This window comes from uncultured Rhodoblastus sp. (assembly GCF_903903185.1).
Taxonomy (GTDB): Bacteria; Pseudomonadota; Alphaproteobacteria; order Rhizobiales; family Beijerinckiaceae; genus Rhodoblastus.
Window position 1 is genome coordinate 1 of record NZ_CAIUXT010000250.1, and the last position, 14,957, is coordinate 14,957.

A 14,957-nucleotide genomic window follows, 5' to 3' on the forward strand; every position below is an offset into this window, starting at 1 on the left:
CTCCGATTACGATGGCCCATGCCGACACGTTCGATGCCTGCGCGGCTTGCGCAGCAAGCATTCTCAATACGCCTAAATCCGTTACTGGCGCTTGCTCAACTGCGTGCTCTGGTTGGTACGGCACACCGCGATATCGCGAGTGGGTCGAAAAATGGATGTTAAACCACCCTGCGCCCAAAAGCATTTATCAGCAATGGATGGAAACTCATACCCCACGGGACCAACTGATAACGCCGCCCATCTGCGAGATTGCCAACGTAAAGGAAGTCTTTCCCGCCGGGGAAGAATGCCGATCCGGTAAAGAATCTCAAGGGCGCCATGGCGATACAGCCGATGGAGATTACTGGTCGTGCAGCGGCGCCAGCGCTGGCGGCATAACCTACACCAATGGCATCAATCAAAATGGCAGTTATGCCTATGTCCCCGCGATGGAAGCCTCACTACCGGGCGATAGTGTGAAATTGTGCCTTGTCAGCCGACAAATCGACTGCCCGCCCGGAGATGACCGGGGTACAGTCTACTCGTCATTAAATCTTCGAACTCACGGCAGATGGAAAAAACCCAATTCGGAGCATAGTTGCGGAGGAGCGTGATCCCACCAGCGCGCCATTTTTCATGAATTTCGCACGCGAATGGCTGAAACGATTCAATGAATCAGCGCATTGTAATGTTGTTTATGTATTCGAGTGGCCATGATGCGCGAAACCCGGTCGTTCCCAAACAGTTCGTTGAATGGCATCATCCATTAATAGCCCGTAGGGCCGGGTGCTGCCTCACCTATAGCTCTCTGAAAGGCCGCCCACGCCCTTCTTTAGGCGTGGACGGCAATTCGCGACTTCACAACACCGCCACCGACCAATCGCTCAAGGGTGTGCAGAGGTAGATGTTGCCACCTCCCTCCGCGTGCGACAGTCGAGCGTCTATCTGAAGCGCGCGAGCAAGAGCCAATTGGCATTGACCCTTGTTTGCGAACTCAGGAACAAAACCTTTGTTCATCGTGTAAGCGCCCCTACCGTTGCTCCACCCGAGGGTGAGCATCACCCAATCATTCTGCGAATCCACGTCCCGCGCGCTCGCGCTCAAGGTCAGCGCCAGCGCGGCGACGACGGCAGCGAGGAACTTTTTCATTTTGTTTCTCCATATCGAGCACGATTCGCTCGTTCATGCGTTGGCGGGGAACAGATGCGCTTGCTTCGCTCGGCGCGTCGCCAATTGGCCGCGCAGAAGATCGACCGCTGCGTCAGAAAGCGGCGACCTTCAGGACTGCGATCCGGTACATCGGATCATTTTCTTGATGCAGATCAATCGTTGCGGCATTATCGAACGGTCATGACATCGAGAGCAGACCTTTTCACACAGATGACGGAACGAAATGCTCTGCGGCGCCAGAGCGGGCTTCCGCTTTTAAACATGCGCCACGAGATCGAAAAATCCCAGAACGTCCTCGACTGGAAGGCATTTGCCGATATTTGCGAACAGCATAAAGCCGTCCGGGATCGGATCGCGGCAAGGATCAAGGCTGAACTGGCCGTAGAGGGCTGCGACTGCCTGTCCAGTGGCGGGCGGATTATGCTGGGGATCAAGGTCGAGAAAGAGTTTCATGGCGTTTTGCGGGGGATCGGCGTCAAGATTCCGACGGTGACGGGGGCCACCCGTTACGGCTCGAATTCATGAGTTCGCCTGCATCGGTGGCGCCGTCGAATGATTACGGAAAACTTTGATCAGAGAGGCTTTATGGGGCGGGCCAGATACGCCAACAGTTTTGCATCGGCTTCCTGCATCAATGCCTTGTCAAAACTAATTCGGTCGTTGTCAGCTTTGAAAATAGCCCACGTCCACTCGATGATGACACTATCAGGTGAATGCTCGGCCAGCCATTTCGTTCCTCCCCAGCCATTCGGAACGGTGAAACGATTTTCGGGATAGCGATGAACTACATTTGAAAATCGCAACCAATAATAAATGGCGAGGGAGTCAGATAGTGTGACCATGTTCATAGGCTCTATATAGCTGTCATCGTCACTAATGCACTTCAAGATGAATTCGGCACGCGCATAACTTATTGGGTAATCGTAGATGCGATTTTTGCTCATTGGGGAAAAATGTCCTTCTATTACCGTTTGGGACGAATTGGGCGTTCGGACCTGTCAGGGTAAGCTGCGAACAACCTTGGGATACTTCATTTTATAAAAAGCGGCGTCTTCATCGGTGACGTTTAATATGAAATCACCATAGATTCCCCTCGGATCGTGAGGTTTAAGCTTCGAAAATCCTCCGCAGCGGGAGCCAAGCTCTTGCCGAATATCCGCTGTGGTGGCACCGCAGGTGATAATAATTGTTGAGTTCATTGAAATGTTCTCCATCCTTCGTACGGACGCGATACCGTGAGTTGTGCTTATGAATGTATTTATCTAAAGTAATACAGACTTCGCCGCACAACGCTGCCTCTTTGATTAAGTGAGAAGTCCTCGATGTGGCCTCTGATCAAACCTAAACAATGAATGGTTGCCAGTAGGATACCGCAATGATTTCCCTAAAAAATTGGATCGAAAAACATCCAAAATGGTTCGAGCAGTCTCGGATCGACATCGAAGGTGGACACGAGGGATGGCGACAATTGATAGACGACGTCTTTACGGCGGCGGAGCAAATCTTGTCGGACAATCCGGGAGCGTTATTCAGGATAACGCAGGTCAAGGAGAAGCTTGGTGCGCTGACCATTTATTTCCGTCACGAAGGGCTCCCAGCCGCAGATGTGGATCGGTTGCGCGGGATAAAATTCATAGCGCGGGAACGGTCACTGCATGTCTGTGAAATATGCGGCGCACCCGCGAATTTGGGCGCGCTCGATTCATGCTTGAGTGTGCGCTGTGGCTCTTGCGCGCCCGCCGGATGGCTGGCGATATATGGCGATAGGTCCCGCACCATCTCCAATCCTTGACTCCTCAGCTTGCCGCCGAACCTTGCTGTTATGGGGTCCAGCCTGTGAGGAAACTCGTCGATCTGGTAAAATGATCCCGCTGAGGGGTGCAGAATCGTCATCTAGGGAGTCGATCCATGAACAATCGCATTGCGCTGACGTTTGGCCTCGCCGTATCGATTTCCTCCGCAACGGCAACTTTTGCTGGTCCCTGTTCACAACAGATTGGCGAGATGCAGGCCCAGATCGACACCAAGCTGGAGGCCGCTGCCGCTGCGGGACCGAGCGGGAAAGAGACGACGGCGGCGACGATGAATCGCCAGCCCACGCCAAAGTCGATTGCCGCCGCCGAGGTCCGGTTGGGAGACATTTCCGCGAAAACCATGCAGGCGATTGATGGCGGAATGGCGCGAGCGCGCGAAGCCGATCAAGCCGGAGACCGGATCGCCTGCGAAAAAGCCCTCGCCGACGTAAAAAACGCTTTGGGGAATTGAGGGAAAGAACTGGACTTTGGCCAAATCTGCGCCATTCTCTACAAATCATCCCCCAATTCCACCTCCCAGCATCCCGGCCATCGGCCACAAAGCCGACAGAAACCGTCTCACCAATTGATCGCCGCCCAATAGTAATTTCAAAAATCCGGTCGGAATTTGAATTCCGATTTCGTATTTGTGATAAATAATATTATGATGATGGAAAAAACAGTGTTTTGTAATGACGATTATGTTGAGGAATTATCTCGGGACGGACGATTGATTATGCCCATTACGACGGTTTTCATAGGAACACACGATCTGGCTGTGGACATCCTTATGAAACTCGATGATGAAGAAGAAGCTGTGGTCACAAAAATCTGGAGAGTTCAATTCGATGATCCACAATCGCAGACTGACTTTCTCGCACTATGTCCAGACGCTTTTTACCTTGAGGGTTGGTTTCTTGTGATGAACTGCGTTATACGGGAATTTGTGATTGAACATGGATGCGCCAGATTGGAAGAGATTGTCGCCATTGAATTTAATTCACTTAGACTTCGAAAGCGGTTCATTGATGAAACGGATCATTGAATCAGCGCGTTGGAATGTTTGATCCGGTATAGCTCGGCGCAAGGCCGAAATGATTAAACGGCGCCGCTGGCGTTGATGGTCTCTTTCCGTCGGCGCGGGCGGTGATGGACGGCACGCGGAGTCTGATGTCGCTCGGAGCGGCAACACTGCCAGTTCCGCAGCAACCTCTGGTGGTAATGGTGGCATGGCTGCCGAGAAAAGCGATAAAAGGTTGGCGCAAGGAACTGAATCCAGCACTGTAGCTAGTAATCCGCGCTTGCTAGCCTTAAACTCGACCGACAGGAAACAGACGGGCAACTAGCCTTAAGCTGCGAACAGTCTGCCATACACGGCAAATTTGCCGATCAGCTTGTGCAGGGGAAATGCACTAAAGTGTTCGCGCGATTCGAAGTGGAATGCATAGTCATTGCAAATCGTGCCGTCGAGGACATGAGGAGCGTCCGCTGCCAAAATTGCTGGCAAAGCTGTAATCGTTGGCGGTTGGTGCCGATAGACCATACCTGACTTGCGATACATTTATTCCCCCCGAAGGCCTGATGCCGTTAGCTGTTGCGGATTTTCGCAGTAGAGAACTCCAAGAAGCGACATGATTCGCGCTCGCGGCTGTAGGCGACGACGGCGGCAAAGAACTAATCTGCCCTGACGGCACGATGGCGTCCTTGCGCTGCATCAATGAATTCGATTATTTCATTCCAGAACAGTTGTTTCGCGTTCGCATCAGTTGGGTCGAACGTAGTCACAGGCCAGATGCCCGTTCAAGCTCGGACGTTTCCCCTTGCCCCCGATCCAGTTCCCGAAATCTGCCGCCCAGCGGTGTGCTGCGGGGTCCGCCGTAGCGCCACCGATTGGAATCTGCGGCCACAGTCCCGTTTTGAGGGCTCCGCTCAAGGCGTTGGCGGCTTCGCCGAGAGACTTATCCTTACCGATGCATTCGCAGGCCAGCCCGTCGATAGCATTCGGCGTGTTCATTCCGGGAAGTTCAACCGAAACTTCATCAACTAATTTGATCAATTCCAAGCCGCCGTTGGTAAAAGTCTCAATGTAGGTGCGGCAGGGAACTTGCTTCCAATTTTCGTCGGCTTGGACGGTCGGCGCAACCATTAAAAAGGTGAGAAAAGTAGCGGAAAAAGTTGTGGTTTTCACTTTTCGATTCCTTCCACGTCGTTTTGTTACGGTCGGGGTCTCAATGGCTCAATTAAGACAATTGTGCATATTCGACGCGAGGTCAGAATGCGGCTTCACTGATGTGATTGAAAATGGTTTTTCAAAAGGACTTTCGGGCAGGGATTTACGCGGCGCTCCTCTTTTCGACCTCAGTCAGGATTTCAATGAGCCTAACGACATCCGCCGTTTCGAAAACGCCCGCGACTCCGTTGCTGTCGAAATCCGTGAACGGCGCCTCGTAGAGCAGGCCGGGGTCCATGATCCCCTTTGCCGTCAAATGCTCGATCAATAGGCCGAGGAATTCGTGCTGGTTGGCGGTCAGCGGACGGCCTGACATGAATTCCACGAACGCCGCCTGAGCCGCCTCGCGGTCGAGACCGACCAAGGTTCTGACAAATCGACCGAGCCCGCCCTCGGCTTGCAATCGGCCCAGTGAGTCCGCGTCGACGCCCGCCTCGACGAAAATGCGCTCAAGTTCGGAAAGGTCGGTGGCGGTCAAAGGCTCGTTGCGCCGGAGTTTTAGAACGGCGATGTGATTTTCGTAGGGACGCAGGAACGCCCGCGCCTTGCGGCGAAACGCTTCCATATCCGTGCCGATGGGGATGCCGCGCACCTCGATCTCGGCGGCGACGCCAACGCGATCTTCGAAATCGGAATAGACGATAGGCCGCTTCTTGAATTCGATCAATTTTATGAGCCCGCGCAGTCGGCGCCGAACGGTTTCCAGCATGGGCGCGGTCACATCCTGCCAAAACTCGTCTGTCTGGACCTCAAGGATCAGCGCCAGTTCGGCGGCGACCATGGGCACGTTGGCCAAGCCTTCCAGCAGTCCGGCGATATCGCGGATGCGTTTCTTCAGCGTGGCGAAAGAGGCATCGGTCTGCAAGAGCGCCAGTTGCGTGCGATAAATTGTCAGGTCGAATTGCTTGGCGGCGAGATCGTCGTCGGTCACGCTTGTCGGAAGCCCCGCTACATGCTCGATCAACTCGGTTCGAGCGTCGGCGTCGAGACTGCTCCATGAGTCCTCGTCGGAAAATCTCTCGACTTGGCGCCGATGAGGACGGACGAGAAAATTGTCGGGGCTCATGCCGCGCACTTCATCCCGCAAGGCTCCCGCGAGCGACTGGCGCAGATCGACGACGGCGCGACTCTTCTCATCATCGGCAGGCTCCGCAGCGTCTAACTGGCCAATCAACTGCACACGGGCGTCAAACAAACGCTTGCTCAGCGAGTCCGCCGCCACCGCGTCGGTCGCGCCGGGATTCTCGTTGAAAAACTCGAAATTTCGGCACCAGTCGAAAATATAGAAAAACGCCTTGTCCTTGCCCGGACCGCACAGGTCCTTGCAGAGCCGGGTCCCGCGCCCGATCATTTGCCAGAATTTGGTTTTCGAGCGGACCGGCTTGAAAAATACCAGATTCACAACCTCCGGCACATCGATGCCGGTGTCGAGCATATCGACGGAAACTGCGATCTGCGGCGTTTTCGCGGGCGTGGAGAAATCATCGATCAGCGATTGCGCATAGGAAATCGAATAGTCGATGGTCCGGGCGAAATGGCCTTGGAGATGCGGGTAATTGGCGTCGAACCGCTCCGTGATGAATTGGGCGTGCGGGCGGTTCTTCGCGAAGATGATGGTCTTGCCGAGCTTTTCGCCCTCATCGACCTTCAGCCCGGTCTCCATCAATGCTTTCAGCACCTTGTCCACCGTGTCGGCATTGAACAGCCATTTGTTCAGCGCCGGGGCCTCAACGGCTTCAGGCGTAGCGCCTTCCTCGTCCCACTCCAGCGCGTCCCATTTCTCCTTCTCCTCGTCGGAAAGCTGTTCGTAGCGAATACCGGCATCGAGAAAATCCGTGCTCGACGCGATCACGCGCGGCGGAACCAGATGCCTGTCGCGCACCGCCTCGTCGAGACCATAGGCGTCGGTCGGCACGCCGGTTTCGAGGTCGAACAGCCGATAGGTGTCGCGATCCACCTCGCCCTTCGGCGTCGCCGTCAGCCCGACCAGATAGGCGTCGAAATAATCGAAGATCGCCTTGTATTTTCGATAGACCGAGCGATGCGCCTCGTCGATCACGATCAGGTCGAAATGGCCGACGCCAAAGCGCCGCTCGGCGGCCCCCGCCTCGTCGATCATCTTCATGATGGTCGGATAGGTCGAGCAATACACCCGGCCCTCCTGTTCCTTGTCGAGGCAGAGATTGACCGTCGGCGACCCCGGCAGGAATTTCTTGAACGCTTTTTCCGCCTGCCGAACCAGCGCGGTGCGGTCGGCGAGAAACAACACGTTCTTCACCCAATTGGCGCGCATCAGCAGGTCGCACAGCGCGATCACCGTGCGGGTCTTTCCGGCGCCAGTGGCCATCACCAGCAGCGCCTTGCGTTGGCGATCACGCTCAAAAGACTCGGCCACCCGGCGGACGGCCCGATGCTGGTAGGCCCGCTCGACAATGGCGTTGTCGATGGCCTGTTCCCCCAAAAGCTTTTGCGTCGTGCGACGCTGCATCATCAGCGCCAATTCATCGCGCTTCAAAAAGCCCTGAATGGCGCGCGGCGGCTCACGAGAATCGTCCCAAATCCAATGGTCATAACCATTGGTGCAGAAAATGATCGGCCTCTGGCCATACTGGTTCTCAAGGCAGTCGGCATAGAGCTTTGCCTGCTGCTGACCGATCCGCGCGTCGCGGCGCGTGCGTTTGGCTTCGACGAGCGCCAGCGGCTTGCCGTCGCCGCCGCGCAGCACGTAATCGACAAACCCTTGGCCGCTATCGCTCGGCATGCCCGCAACTTCGACCTCGACGGCGTCAGGCGCCTGCGGATCGAATCCCGCCTCGCGCAAAAGCGTGTCGATATAGAGGTCGCGGGTTTCCGCCTCGTTGTAATCGTGGCTGTCGGGAATTTGCTGGTTGGCGGCGCGGATGGCGGCGATCTCGGCGCGAGCGGCGGCGAGTCCGGCCTCCAGCGCGGCGCGGCCCTCCTCGCTGGCGCGGCGCGCGTTTTCGGCCTCGTCGCGGGTTTTGACATTGTCCTGAAAGCGCCGGGCGATTTCTTGAAGTTGCGCCAGCGAAGTGGTGGTGACCTGCGTCAGACGCGGCAAGGCCTCGATGCTGAAAACGGCGTCCGGCGCGGGTTTGTCGCCCTTGGCGTAGGTGCGCGCCAGCCAATAGGCCAGATGAAAAAATTCACGCAGGGCGGTGGCCGCCAGTTGGGCGGAGACCGGCTTGCCGTGGGCGGCGGCGTTGCCGACATCCTTGACGAAACGCGCCTTGATCGAAAGCGTCTGCCCGACCAGCGCCTGAAAACTCGGTTCGGCGAGATAGGCGGCGAGGTTGTCGCTATAGGGCGTTTTTAAGCTCTTCTCGCGCCGAAAAAGCCAATCGACCAAAGTCTCCAGCGCAATGCGGCAATGAACCCCGGCGGCGCGCGCATCCGAATAGGCCTGCGACTCGGCCTGTGCGGCGGCGGCAAAAACTTCAGGAAATTCAGTCTTGAGAAAATGGAATTGCGACATGGCCCCGCCATTCGAACTGGTTTCGCGCCCTTTGTCCATCGGCAGAAAAAGGCGGCCCCTTGGTTTCTCGCACTCACTGGACTAAATTGGGTTAGTCCAGTGAGTTCGCCATGCGCCAGATCAACATCCACGAAGCCAAGACCCATCTGTCGCGCCTCGTCGAACAGGCGGCGGCGGGTGACAGTTTCATTATCGCCAAGGCGGGAAAACCGCTGGTCAAAGTCACGCCGCTCGACGCGCCGGAACCCGCCGCCATGCGCCGCACGGGTTTCCTGAGCGGTCAAATCGAGGTTCCCGAAGATTTCGACCGCATGGGCCGCGCGGAGATCGAAAGCCTGTTCGACGGCGAGTCATGAGGTTTTTGCTCGACACGCACCTGCTGCTCTGGGCGGCGGGCGCGCCGGAGTTACTGCCGCAGGCGGCGCGCGAGGCAATCGAGAACCCGGACAACGCGCTTTGGTTCAGCGCCGCCAGTTTTTGGGAGATCGCCATCAAACGCGGCCTTGATCGCCCGTATTTTCGCGTCGATCCGCGCGCCTTGCGGCAGGGCCTGATCGAAAACGGCTATGAGGAACTGGCGATCACGGGCGCCCATGCCGTGGCGCTCGACCTGTTGCCGCCGCTGCACAAGGACCCGTTCGACCGCATCCTCATCGCGCAGGCCATGGTCGAAGGGCTGACGCTGATGACCAGCGACGCCTTGATCGGCGCCTATCCCGGCCCGATCCGTAAGGTTTGAGCGTCAGGCCAGTTCCAGATTTTTGCCTGCGGAGGCGCCCGTCAACTCGCCGCGAAAGGCGCGGTGTTGCAGGACGGCGAACAGGGCGTCGAGTTTTTTCAGATGGGCGCGGTGGGCGGCTTTCATTTTGTCGACTTCGGCGAACCTACCACCAATCCGTTCAAGGTCACTGTCGTTAAGCAATGGTATTTCAAACTCTCGAATTTCGACCGGTGAAATATGCGGGACAGTTGTTTCCGTGATTTTGCAATGCCCCACGAATTCCGTGCTTTTGAGCAGTTCGAGCAAAAAAGCGGATGCTCGTCGGTCGTTCGGTCTCAGTCGGGCTACACGCTGGACGAGGAGAGCGGGCAGATCGCTTTCCTTTACTCGCGCCACTTTTAGGCCCTCAGAAATCCAAGGACGATCCATCGCAAGCACAATATCGTCTTCGTGGAGTTCAAAAATTCCGAAATCGCTCGCTAAATTTCGTGGCCAATAGGCCGTATCCTGCCAATCAATCCTGTCGGGCAGGACATTCGCGCCTCGGCATAGCCTTATGTCAGCAAAATCTTCTGAATATTGGCTGCTCTTGAATGGATAGCCGACTTGAAAGTCAACGAAATCGGCCAACCTGACTTTTCTTCGTCCCTCGACGCGCAGATTCTGAATGATAGTTGAGATCAGCGCCTCGGTTAAATGACCCAGACGAGCTATAGCCTCCCTCCGCTTGCGGCGCAGGGCGTCGGCCTGATCGAGGATCGCCGCGATCTGCCGCTGTTCGGCGAGGGGCGGAAGGGGTATTATCAGTTCTTCAAGAAATTTTCTCGGTACGCGCCGCTGGCCTGCGCTGCCCGTCATTCTACGCGCGCCCTCGACTCGCACACGGTCTTGGCGAAGAAAATGGCAAAGAAAGCGATTGTTGAGCCTGTCCGAGAAAGGCCGAATGACATGAAATTCAGTCGAGCCAAAACCGTGCCGCTGGCCGAAATCCGCAATTGCGATTTTGTTGTTCTCATAGCATGGCGTGATTTTCGCAACGAGAACGTCGCCGTTTTGCATATAGCTATAGCCAGCTTTCAAATCAGCCGCAGCAAGCGTTTCGGGAACGTCCATTCGGCCCGTTTCTGAAACACGGGCCATCGGCACGAACGCGACTTCCTCATCCTCATGCAAATGCGAGCAGGAAGGATTAAAAATAGCGAGGTTGCCGAGCGAGAGGCTGTTCACGCCAGCATTTCCTCAAGCCGCGCCATGCCATCGGAAATCTCGGTCTCGATCCGACGCAAGTCCGCAAGAATCTCCGCCGGGCTGTCGTGCGCGACCTCGTCGTGCTCGACTTCGCGAAAACGGTTGAGAGAAAGGTCGTAGCCCGCCGCCGCAATTTCAGCTTTTGGAACGCAAAAACTCTGCGCCGTGCGCGGACGGTCGCGTTCGGCGGAAGCCCGCTCCTCCCAGCGCATCAGCAGATCGGGCAGGTTGTTCTTCGCCGCTTCGGCCTCGTCCAGTTCTGCCTCCGGCGTGGGCCCGAGTTTTTCCGGCGCCAGCAGAGGCTGGCGCTTGTCGTCGAGCGACCAGCCATCCGCCTGCACATCGTAGAACCAGACGAAATCCGTGCCGCCGACGCCCGTGCGCGTAAAAACCAGAATGGCGGTGGAGACTCCCGCATAGGGCCTAAAAACGCCAGACGGCAGTTTGATCACGGCGTCGAGCTTGTTCTCATCGACCAGCATTTTGCGCAAATCCTTGTGCGCCTTGGAGGAGCCGAACAAAACCCCATCGGGCACGATCACCGCCGCGCGCCCGCCCACCTTCAACAGCCGCAGGAACAGGGCGATGAACAGCAGTTCCGTCTTCTTGGTCTTGACGATGCGCTGCAAATCCTTGGCGGTGGTCTCATTGTCGAGGGAACCCGCGAAGGGGGGATTGGCGAGCACCAGCGAATAGGCGCCCGCGTCCTCGGCATGGTCCTCGGCGAGGGAATCGCGATAGGCGACATTGGCGTTTTCGACGCCATGCAGCGCCATGTTCATCGCGCCGATGCGCAACATGGTCGGGTCGAAATCGAAGCCGTTGAACAGCGTCTCATTGAAATGCTTTTTCAGGCGCGCATCGCTGAACAGGCCCGCGTGATGCTTTCGCAGATATTCACCAGCGGCGACCAGAAAGCCGCAGGTGCCCGCCGCCGGATCGCAGATCACGTCCTCGGGTCTCGGCTGCATCAACTCGACCATCAGCGCGATGATATGGCGCGGCGTGCGGAACTGGCCGTTCTGACCGGCGGACGCGATCTTCGCCAGCATATATTCGTAAACGTCGCCCTTGGTGTCGCGGTCGCCCATGTCTACATGATCGAGCTTTTCCACGACCTTGGTCAGAAGCTGCGGGCTGGGAATTTGAAACCGCGCATCCCTCATATGCTTGGCGTATTCGCCGCCATCGCCGTTGAGGCCGCGCAGGAAGGGGAAGACCCGTTCGTCGACGGTCCTGAACATTTCAGGCCCGGCGAAATTCTTGAACCGCGACCAGCGCAAATTCTCCCAAGGCTCGCCCTTCTCGTCCGCGCCTTCCGGAAAAATCCGCCGCTCCAGAGGGCGGTTCAGCATGGTGGCCTTGCGCTCCGCGACCTCCTGCATTTCGTCGAGGCGCTTGATGAAAATCAAAAAGGTGATCTGCTCGATGACCTGAAGCGGATTGGCAAGGCCGCCGGACCAGAAATCATTCCAGATGCTATCGATTTTGCTGCGCAATTCGCCGGTGAGCATGCGATTCCCCTAAAGACCCGCGTCAAGCTAACGACAAGCGGCAAGGGGAGCAACATATGTCGCAGGAAGGCGCTGCCGGGCATCGGCTCGCAGCTTCCGTCGGCGGCCCTTTTTCCATTTTGCATCAACAAGTTGACGGACTCGCAATTCGGCACGTTTTCAGTTGCGCGACGCGATTCGTCAAGCCGGAGAGTTTGCATTTTCATCTCCTTCTGTGAACCGACGATCAGAAAAATCCTTTAAAAACAGATAGTTAATAAAAACTAGCCAAAAAGTTCGCCACGGCGCCCACCTTGCGGTGAGCCGAGAGAGTGCGGGATTTCGTCGCGCACCAATCTCGGCGAACGGAAGAAGAAATGTTTGTGTCACGCCAACTTGGCCGGGCGTAGAGCCTAGACCAAGAATGTTTACGCGCAGATTTGACCAAGCTTCGTCCGCACTTCATCGGAGAGTAACGGTGGTTTTTCAAATTAGATACGAATTTGGAGGCGAGAAAGTTATGAGCGCTTCCCAAATAATTCACGTCGTCACTGCTCACAATGCGACGCGGGATTCATTAGGTATTTTGCTGAAAGTGGAAGGTTATACAGTCAAAAAATACGCTTCCATTCCCTCATTCCTTGCTAAGATTGAGCAAACCGACGCCGCCAGTTGCATCTTGGCGGATGCTCAAATACCCGGCATGGACGGGCTGGATTTGTTGGCTGCGCTCAATGAACGGGGCATCTTTTTTCCGGTTATCGTCATGAGCGGAATTGCCGATCATGAGCTTGAAACTACGGTAAGGATGCAAGGCGCGGTAAATTTTTTTGAGACGCCATTAGACCCCGAAATACTGCTTGCGGCCATTCGCAATGCATTGACGCTATCCCACAACTAAGTCCCAACTTGACCGAAACGCCCCGAGAAAAGCGGGGAGCCTGCACCGCAATTCAGATGGCCTATGGTTGGCGAATCGAATGCTTCGGGGGTGTCTTAGGTCGCCCGGTAGATCAAATATTTGGCGAAGTTCCCAGAAGTTTATGCCACAAAGCTCGCAGGCTGCAACGGATGACGCTCGTTCCTAAGCTTCAATGCCGCGTCGATGGATGCAAGCAGGGCGTCGGCGCCGGCGAGTTTCGATAAAATGTTGAACGCTCCCAGCTTCAGGGCTGAGACCGCAATTTGAGCATCGGCGCGTCCGGTCAGGACGATGACTGGGGTGTCGTTGCGCTGTGCAGCCAAAGCCGCCAACAGATCGAGCCCGCTCATTTCCGGCATATGTACATCCGTCAAGATGCAACCGCTTTCGCATTGCCAGTCGGTTTCGAGAAAAATTCGAGCGGACGCATAGGTGCGAACCGCATAACCCTCCGATGTCAGGAGCATATTCAGTGAATCGAGCAATGCAGGATCGTCGTCGATAACGTGAATGACCGGAATATTTTGATCGAACGCCATGAATTCAGCCTCGTTCCGGCAAAAATTTGGAACGCTTGGATTCAGATGATCACGCGGCTTTGCGTTGCGACAGATTCGGAATCTACTCATGCTTTAGAAGACGAAAGGCCGAAGAGTTTTGCTTGAAACCGCGCCCACGGGGCCGCTGCGATAGCAATCCCGGACCATATATGCTTGTGTTTTCCGCTATTTACGCGATCCGTAGGCAGGGTGGCCCCGTATTAATTCTGGCGCCAGATGCAAAGCGCGAATTATTTCGTGCGAAAAACATCGACCCCGGCGCAGAAATCCACCAATCGACCAAATCGCGTCTGGCCATAAAGGGCGCGGAGCCCCCATAGCGCGAAGCAGGCGGCGGATAGTTGGCGGTTTAAGGGAGATCGGCGGCGAGGGCGGTCGAACCGCAAGCTGCCACTGTGAGTCCGCGCCGCTTACCGGGAAATAATTTAAATCAATGACTTGAAAGCCTTTTTCGGCTTTATTATAACATTTACAGTGTTGGGTTGCAGCGCGGGAGATGTCATGGCGATTGCAAATCATCCGATTTCGAGGAGTCTCGTTTGCGAGCGGCCTATCGCGACGCCGACGGCGCCAAGGATGGAAAACTCGGCAGACCTGCCTGATCGTGACCTTAAAACCATTGATGCGCTTGCAATGGTAATGGCCAAGAACTTACCGCTTCAGTTTATCTCCGAATTCAAAAGGGCGCATGATGAAGGGGTTACCTTGGTTGCCCTTGCTGACGCCATTCTCCTAGCGCACGCCAAGAGGCTTTCCGCATGTGGTCGCTGTCGGGACCGGTTGTGCCGTTCATGCCCGTTGGCGACCTTTTCCAGCGTCGGCTTAACTGATAAGTCCGACTGACGCAGCGACAATCAGGAAATCCACGCCGCAGCCTACGCCGGACCAATAGAACCGTCGTCCGGACCGCGACCAGTTCGGGAGCGGTGGCGATTGTCTCACGGACAAATCAACGGTCGATAGATTACATGGGGCCGCGTTCGAAGAAATAGGACATCGGTACTTTCAGAATACGCGAAATTCGAAAGAGTTGCTGCGCCGAGATTCTGCTTTCACCAGTTTCAAATTTTTGAACATCCGAAATTGTCGCACCTATCATGTGGGCAAGTTCATCCTCATTTATTCCCAGCGACAAGCGGCGCATCCGAAGCCTTGCCCCGACGAAAGTGTCTATCGGGTCAGGGGTCTTTCTCTCAGATTCCGAGGCAAGCCGCCCGATGAAATTAGGTTTCATCTCAAATACCTAAGTTAGAAAACCAGATTTTGTTTATACCATACTGATAATCGCTCTGGAAGGTCGGATTGGGGCTGAGTTCATCATAGGCCATGCATACCAAGATTAATTGGC

The 14,957-nt window shown here is 55.8% G+C and carries 18 protein-coding genes and 1 pseudogene; 9 read left to right on the plus strand and 10 right to left on the minus strand.

Going from position 1 to position 14,957, the window contains the following annotated elements; all coding sequences use genetic code 11:
- Positions 1–593, plus strand: a pseudogene (locus QZY01_RS23205) (hypothetical protein); the annotation flags it as partial.
- Positions 594–837: 244 nt separating this feature from the next.
- Here the strand turns inward: QZY01_RS23205 and QZY01_RS23210 are convergent.
- Positions 838–1,128, minus strand: coding sequence for a hypothetical protein (locus QZY01_RS23210; protein WP_294542003.1), 291 nt, complete (start codon positions 1,126–1,128; stop codon positions 838–840).
- A gap of 54 nt (positions 1,129–1,182) precedes the next feature.
- Here QZY01_RS23210 and QZY01_RS23215 point away from each other — a divergent pair, with 54 nt between their 5' ends.
- Positions 1,183–1,674 (plus strand): hypothetical protein, encoded by a 492-nt coding sequence (locus tag QZY01_RS23215; RefSeq protein WP_294542005.1) that lies wholly within the window; start codon positions 1,183–1,185, stop codon positions 1,672–1,674.
- A 47-nt stretch (positions 1,675–1,721) separates the two neighbouring features.
- Here QZY01_RS23215 and QZY01_RS23220 read toward each other — a convergent pair whose 3' ends face one another.
- Both QZY01_RS23220 and QZY01_RS23225 read right to left on the minus strand, forming a co-directional pair.
- Positions 1,722–2,093 (minus strand): hypothetical protein, encoded by a 372-nt coding sequence (locus QZY01_RS23220; protein ID WP_294542006.1) that lies wholly within the window; start codon positions 2,091–2,093, stop codon positions 1,722–1,724.
- A 54-nt stretch (positions 2,094–2,147) separates the two neighbouring features.
- Positions 2,148–2,348, minus strand: a complete 201-nt coding sequence (locus QZY01_RS23225; protein ID WP_294542008.1) for a hypothetical protein — start codon at positions 2,346–2,348, stop codon at positions 2,148–2,150.
- Between the two features lie 176 nt (positions 2,349–2,524).
- Between QZY01_RS23225 and QZY01_RS23230 the strand changes: the two genes are divergently transcribed.
- From QZY01_RS23230 to QZY01_RS23240, 3 genes are all read left to right on the plus strand, one after another.
- Positions 2,525–2,941 carry a hypothetical protein gene (locus QZY01_RS23230; RefSeq protein ID WP_294542010.1) on the plus strand — a complete coding sequence of 139 codons (417 nt, stop codon included), beginning with the start codon at positions 2,525–2,527 and terminating at the stop codon, positions 2,939–2,941.
- A gap of 116 nt (positions 2,942–3,057) precedes the next feature.
- Positions 3,058–3,414 (plus strand): hypothetical protein, encoded by a 357-nt coding sequence (locus tag QZY01_RS23235; protein WP_294542012.1) that lies wholly within the window; start codon positions 3,058–3,060, stop codon positions 3,412–3,414.
- Positions 3,415–3,732: 318 nt separating this feature from the next.
- Positions 3,733–3,987, plus strand: coding sequence for a hypothetical protein (locus QZY01_RS23240; protein ID WP_294542014.1), 255 nt, complete (start codon positions 3,733–3,735; stop codon positions 3,985–3,987).
- A 303-nt stretch (positions 3,988–4,290) separates the two neighbouring features.
- Here QZY01_RS23240 and QZY01_RS23245 read toward each other — a convergent pair whose 3' ends face one another.
- The 3 genes from QZY01_RS23245 to QZY01_RS23255 all read right to left on the minus strand — a co-directional run bounded on the left by QZY01_RS23245 (position 4,291) and on the right by QZY01_RS23255 (position 8,665).
- Complete coding sequence (locus tag QZY01_RS23245; RefSeq protein ID WP_294542015.1) at positions 4,291–4,503, minus strand: hypothetical protein; 213 nt, start codon at positions 4,501–4,503, stop codon at positions 4,291–4,293.
- A gap of 201 nt (positions 4,504–4,704) precedes the next feature.
- On the minus strand, positions 4,705–5,130 hold the full coding sequence (locus QZY01_RS23250; RefSeq protein WP_294542017.1) for a hypothetical protein: 426 nt from the start codon (positions 5,128–5,130) through the stop codon (positions 4,705–4,707).
- Positions 5,131–5,275: 145 nt separating this feature from the next.
- A complete protein-coding gene (locus tag QZY01_RS23255; RefSeq protein ID WP_294542019.1) occupies positions 5,276–8,665 on the minus strand; it encodes a DEAD/DEAH box helicase family protein in 3,390 nt (1,129 codons plus the stop codon).
- Between the two features lie 110 nt (positions 8,666–8,775).
- Here QZY01_RS23255 and QZY01_RS23260 point away from each other — a divergent pair, with 110 nt between their 5' ends.
- Both QZY01_RS23260 and QZY01_RS23265 read left to right on the plus strand, forming a co-directional pair.
- Entirely contained in the window at positions 8,776–9,021 is a 246-nt protein-coding gene (locus QZY01_RS23260; RefSeq protein ID WP_294542021.1) for a type II toxin-antitoxin system prevent-host-death family antitoxin, read from the plus strand.
- Complete coding sequence (locus tag QZY01_RS23265; RefSeq protein WP_294542023.1) at positions 9,018–9,404, plus strand: type II toxin-antitoxin system VapC family toxin; 387 nt, start codon at positions 9,018–9,020, stop codon at positions 9,402–9,404. Before QZY01_RS23260 ends, QZY01_RS23265 begins: the two co-directional genes overlap by 4 nt.
- 3 nt (positions 9,405–9,407) lie before the next feature.
- Here QZY01_RS23265 and QZY01_RS23270 read toward each other — a convergent pair whose 3' ends face one another.
- Together QZY01_RS23270 and QZY01_RS23275 are read right to left on the minus strand one after the other, a co-directional pair.
- A complete protein-coding gene (locus tag QZY01_RS23270) occupies positions 9,408–10,613 on the minus strand; it encodes a restriction endonuclease subunit S (RefSeq protein ID WP_294542025.1) in 1,206 nt (401 codons plus the stop codon).
- Positions 10,610–12,148: a class I SAM-dependent DNA methyltransferase gene (locus tag QZY01_RS23275; RefSeq protein WP_294542027.1), complete on the minus strand. Its 1,539-nt coding sequence runs from the start codon at positions 12,146–12,148 to the stop codon at positions 10,610–10,612. Before QZY01_RS23275 ends, QZY01_RS23270 begins: the two co-directional genes overlap by 4 nt.
- Before the next feature lie 499 nt (positions 12,149–12,647).
- Between QZY01_RS23275 and QZY01_RS23280 the strand changes: the two genes are divergently transcribed.
- Positions 12,648–13,028, plus strand: a complete 381-nt coding sequence (locus QZY01_RS23280; protein ID WP_294542029.1) for a response regulator — start codon at positions 12,648–12,650, stop codon at positions 13,026–13,028.
- Between the two features lie 140 nt (positions 13,029–13,168).
- Here QZY01_RS23280 and QZY01_RS23285 read toward each other — a convergent pair whose 3' ends face one another.
- Entirely contained in the window at positions 13,169–13,588 is a 420-nt protein-coding gene (locus QZY01_RS23285) for a response regulator (protein WP_294542031.1), read from the minus strand.
- A 522-nt stretch (positions 13,589–14,110) separates the two neighbouring features.
- On the opposite strand from QZY01_RS23285, the gene QZY01_RS23290 reads away from it, so the two are divergent.
- The gene (locus QZY01_RS23290) at positions 14,111–14,452 is read left to right on the plus strand and encodes a hypothetical protein (RefSeq protein ID WP_294542033.1); all 342 of its coding nucleotides are present in this window, start codon (positions 14,111–14,113) and stop codon (positions 14,450–14,452) included.
- 121 nt (positions 14,453–14,573) lie between these two features.
- Here the strand turns inward: QZY01_RS23290 and QZY01_RS23295 are convergent, their stop codons facing one another.
- On the minus strand, positions 14,574–14,843 hold the full coding sequence (locus tag QZY01_RS23295; protein ID WP_294542035.1) for a helix-turn-helix transcriptional regulator: 270 nt from the start codon (positions 14,841–14,843) through the stop codon (positions 14,574–14,576).
- Positions 14,844–14,957: the final 114 nt, after the last annotated feature.

Excerpts from the sequence above, each read along its gene's own strand:
- QZY01_RS23285 (WP_294542031.1), bottom strand. The coding sequence starts at position 13,588 with ATGGCGTTCGATCAAAATATTCCGGTCATTCACGTTATCGACGACGAT.
- QZY01_RS23230 (WP_294542010.1), top strand. The coding sequence starts at position 2,525 with ATGATTTCCCTAAAAAATTGGATCGAAAAACATCCAAAATGGTTCGAG.
- QZY01_RS23255 (WP_294542019.1), bottom strand. The coding sequence starts at position 8,665 with ATGTCGCAATTCCATTTTCTCAAGACTGAATTTCCTGAAGTTTTTGCC.
- QZY01_RS23260 (WP_294542021.1), top strand. The coding sequence starts at position 8,776 with ATGCGCCAGATCAACATCCACGAAGCCAAGACCCATCTGTCGCGCCTC.
- QZY01_RS23265 (WP_294542023.1), top strand. The coding sequence starts at position 9,018 with ATGAGGTTTTTGCTCGACACGCACCTGCTGCTCTGGGCGGCGGGCGCG.
- QZY01_RS23290 (WP_294542033.1), top strand. The coding sequence starts at position 14,111 with ATGGCGATTGCAAATCATCCGATTTCGAGGAGTCTCGTTTGCGAGCGG.
- QZY01_RS23220 (WP_294542006.1), bottom strand. The coding sequence starts at position 2,093 with ATGAGCAAAAATCGCATCTACGATTACCCAATAAGTTATGCGCGTGCC.
- QZY01_RS23245 (WP_294542015.1), bottom strand. The coding sequence starts at position 4,503 with ATGTATCGCAAGTCAGGTATGGTCTATCGGCACCAACCGCCAACGATT.
- QZY01_RS23225 (WP_294542008.1), bottom strand. The coding sequence starts at position 2,348 with ATGAACTCAACAATTATTATCACCTGCGGTGCCACCACAGCGGATATT.
- QZY01_RS23280 (WP_294542029.1), top strand. The coding sequence starts at position 12,648 with ATGAGCGCTTCCCAAATAATTCACGTCGTCACTGCTCACAATGCGACG.
- QZY01_RS23235 (WP_294542012.1), top strand. The coding sequence starts at position 3,058 with ATGAACAATCGCATTGCGCTGACGTTTGGCCTCGCCGTATCGATTTCC.
- QZY01_RS23275 (WP_294542027.1), bottom strand. The coding sequence starts at position 12,148 with ATGCTCACCGGCGAATTGCGCAGCAAAATCGATAGCATCTGGAATGAT.
- QZY01_RS23215 (WP_294542005.1), top strand. The coding sequence starts at position 1,183 with ATGCGCTTGCTTCGCTCGGCGCGTCGCCAATTGGCCGCGCAGAAGATC.
- QZY01_RS23240 (WP_294542014.1), top strand. The coding sequence starts at position 3,733 with ATGAAACTCGATGATGAAGAAGAAGCTGTGGTCACAAAAATCTGGAGA.
- QZY01_RS23210 (WP_294542003.1), bottom strand. The coding sequence starts at position 1,128 with ATGAAAAAGTTCCTCGCTGCCGTCGTCGCCGCGCTGGCGCTGACCTTG.
- QZY01_RS23295 (WP_294542035.1), bottom strand. The coding sequence starts at position 14,843 with ATGAAACCTAATTTCATCGGGCGGCTTGCCTCGGAATCTGAGAGAAAG.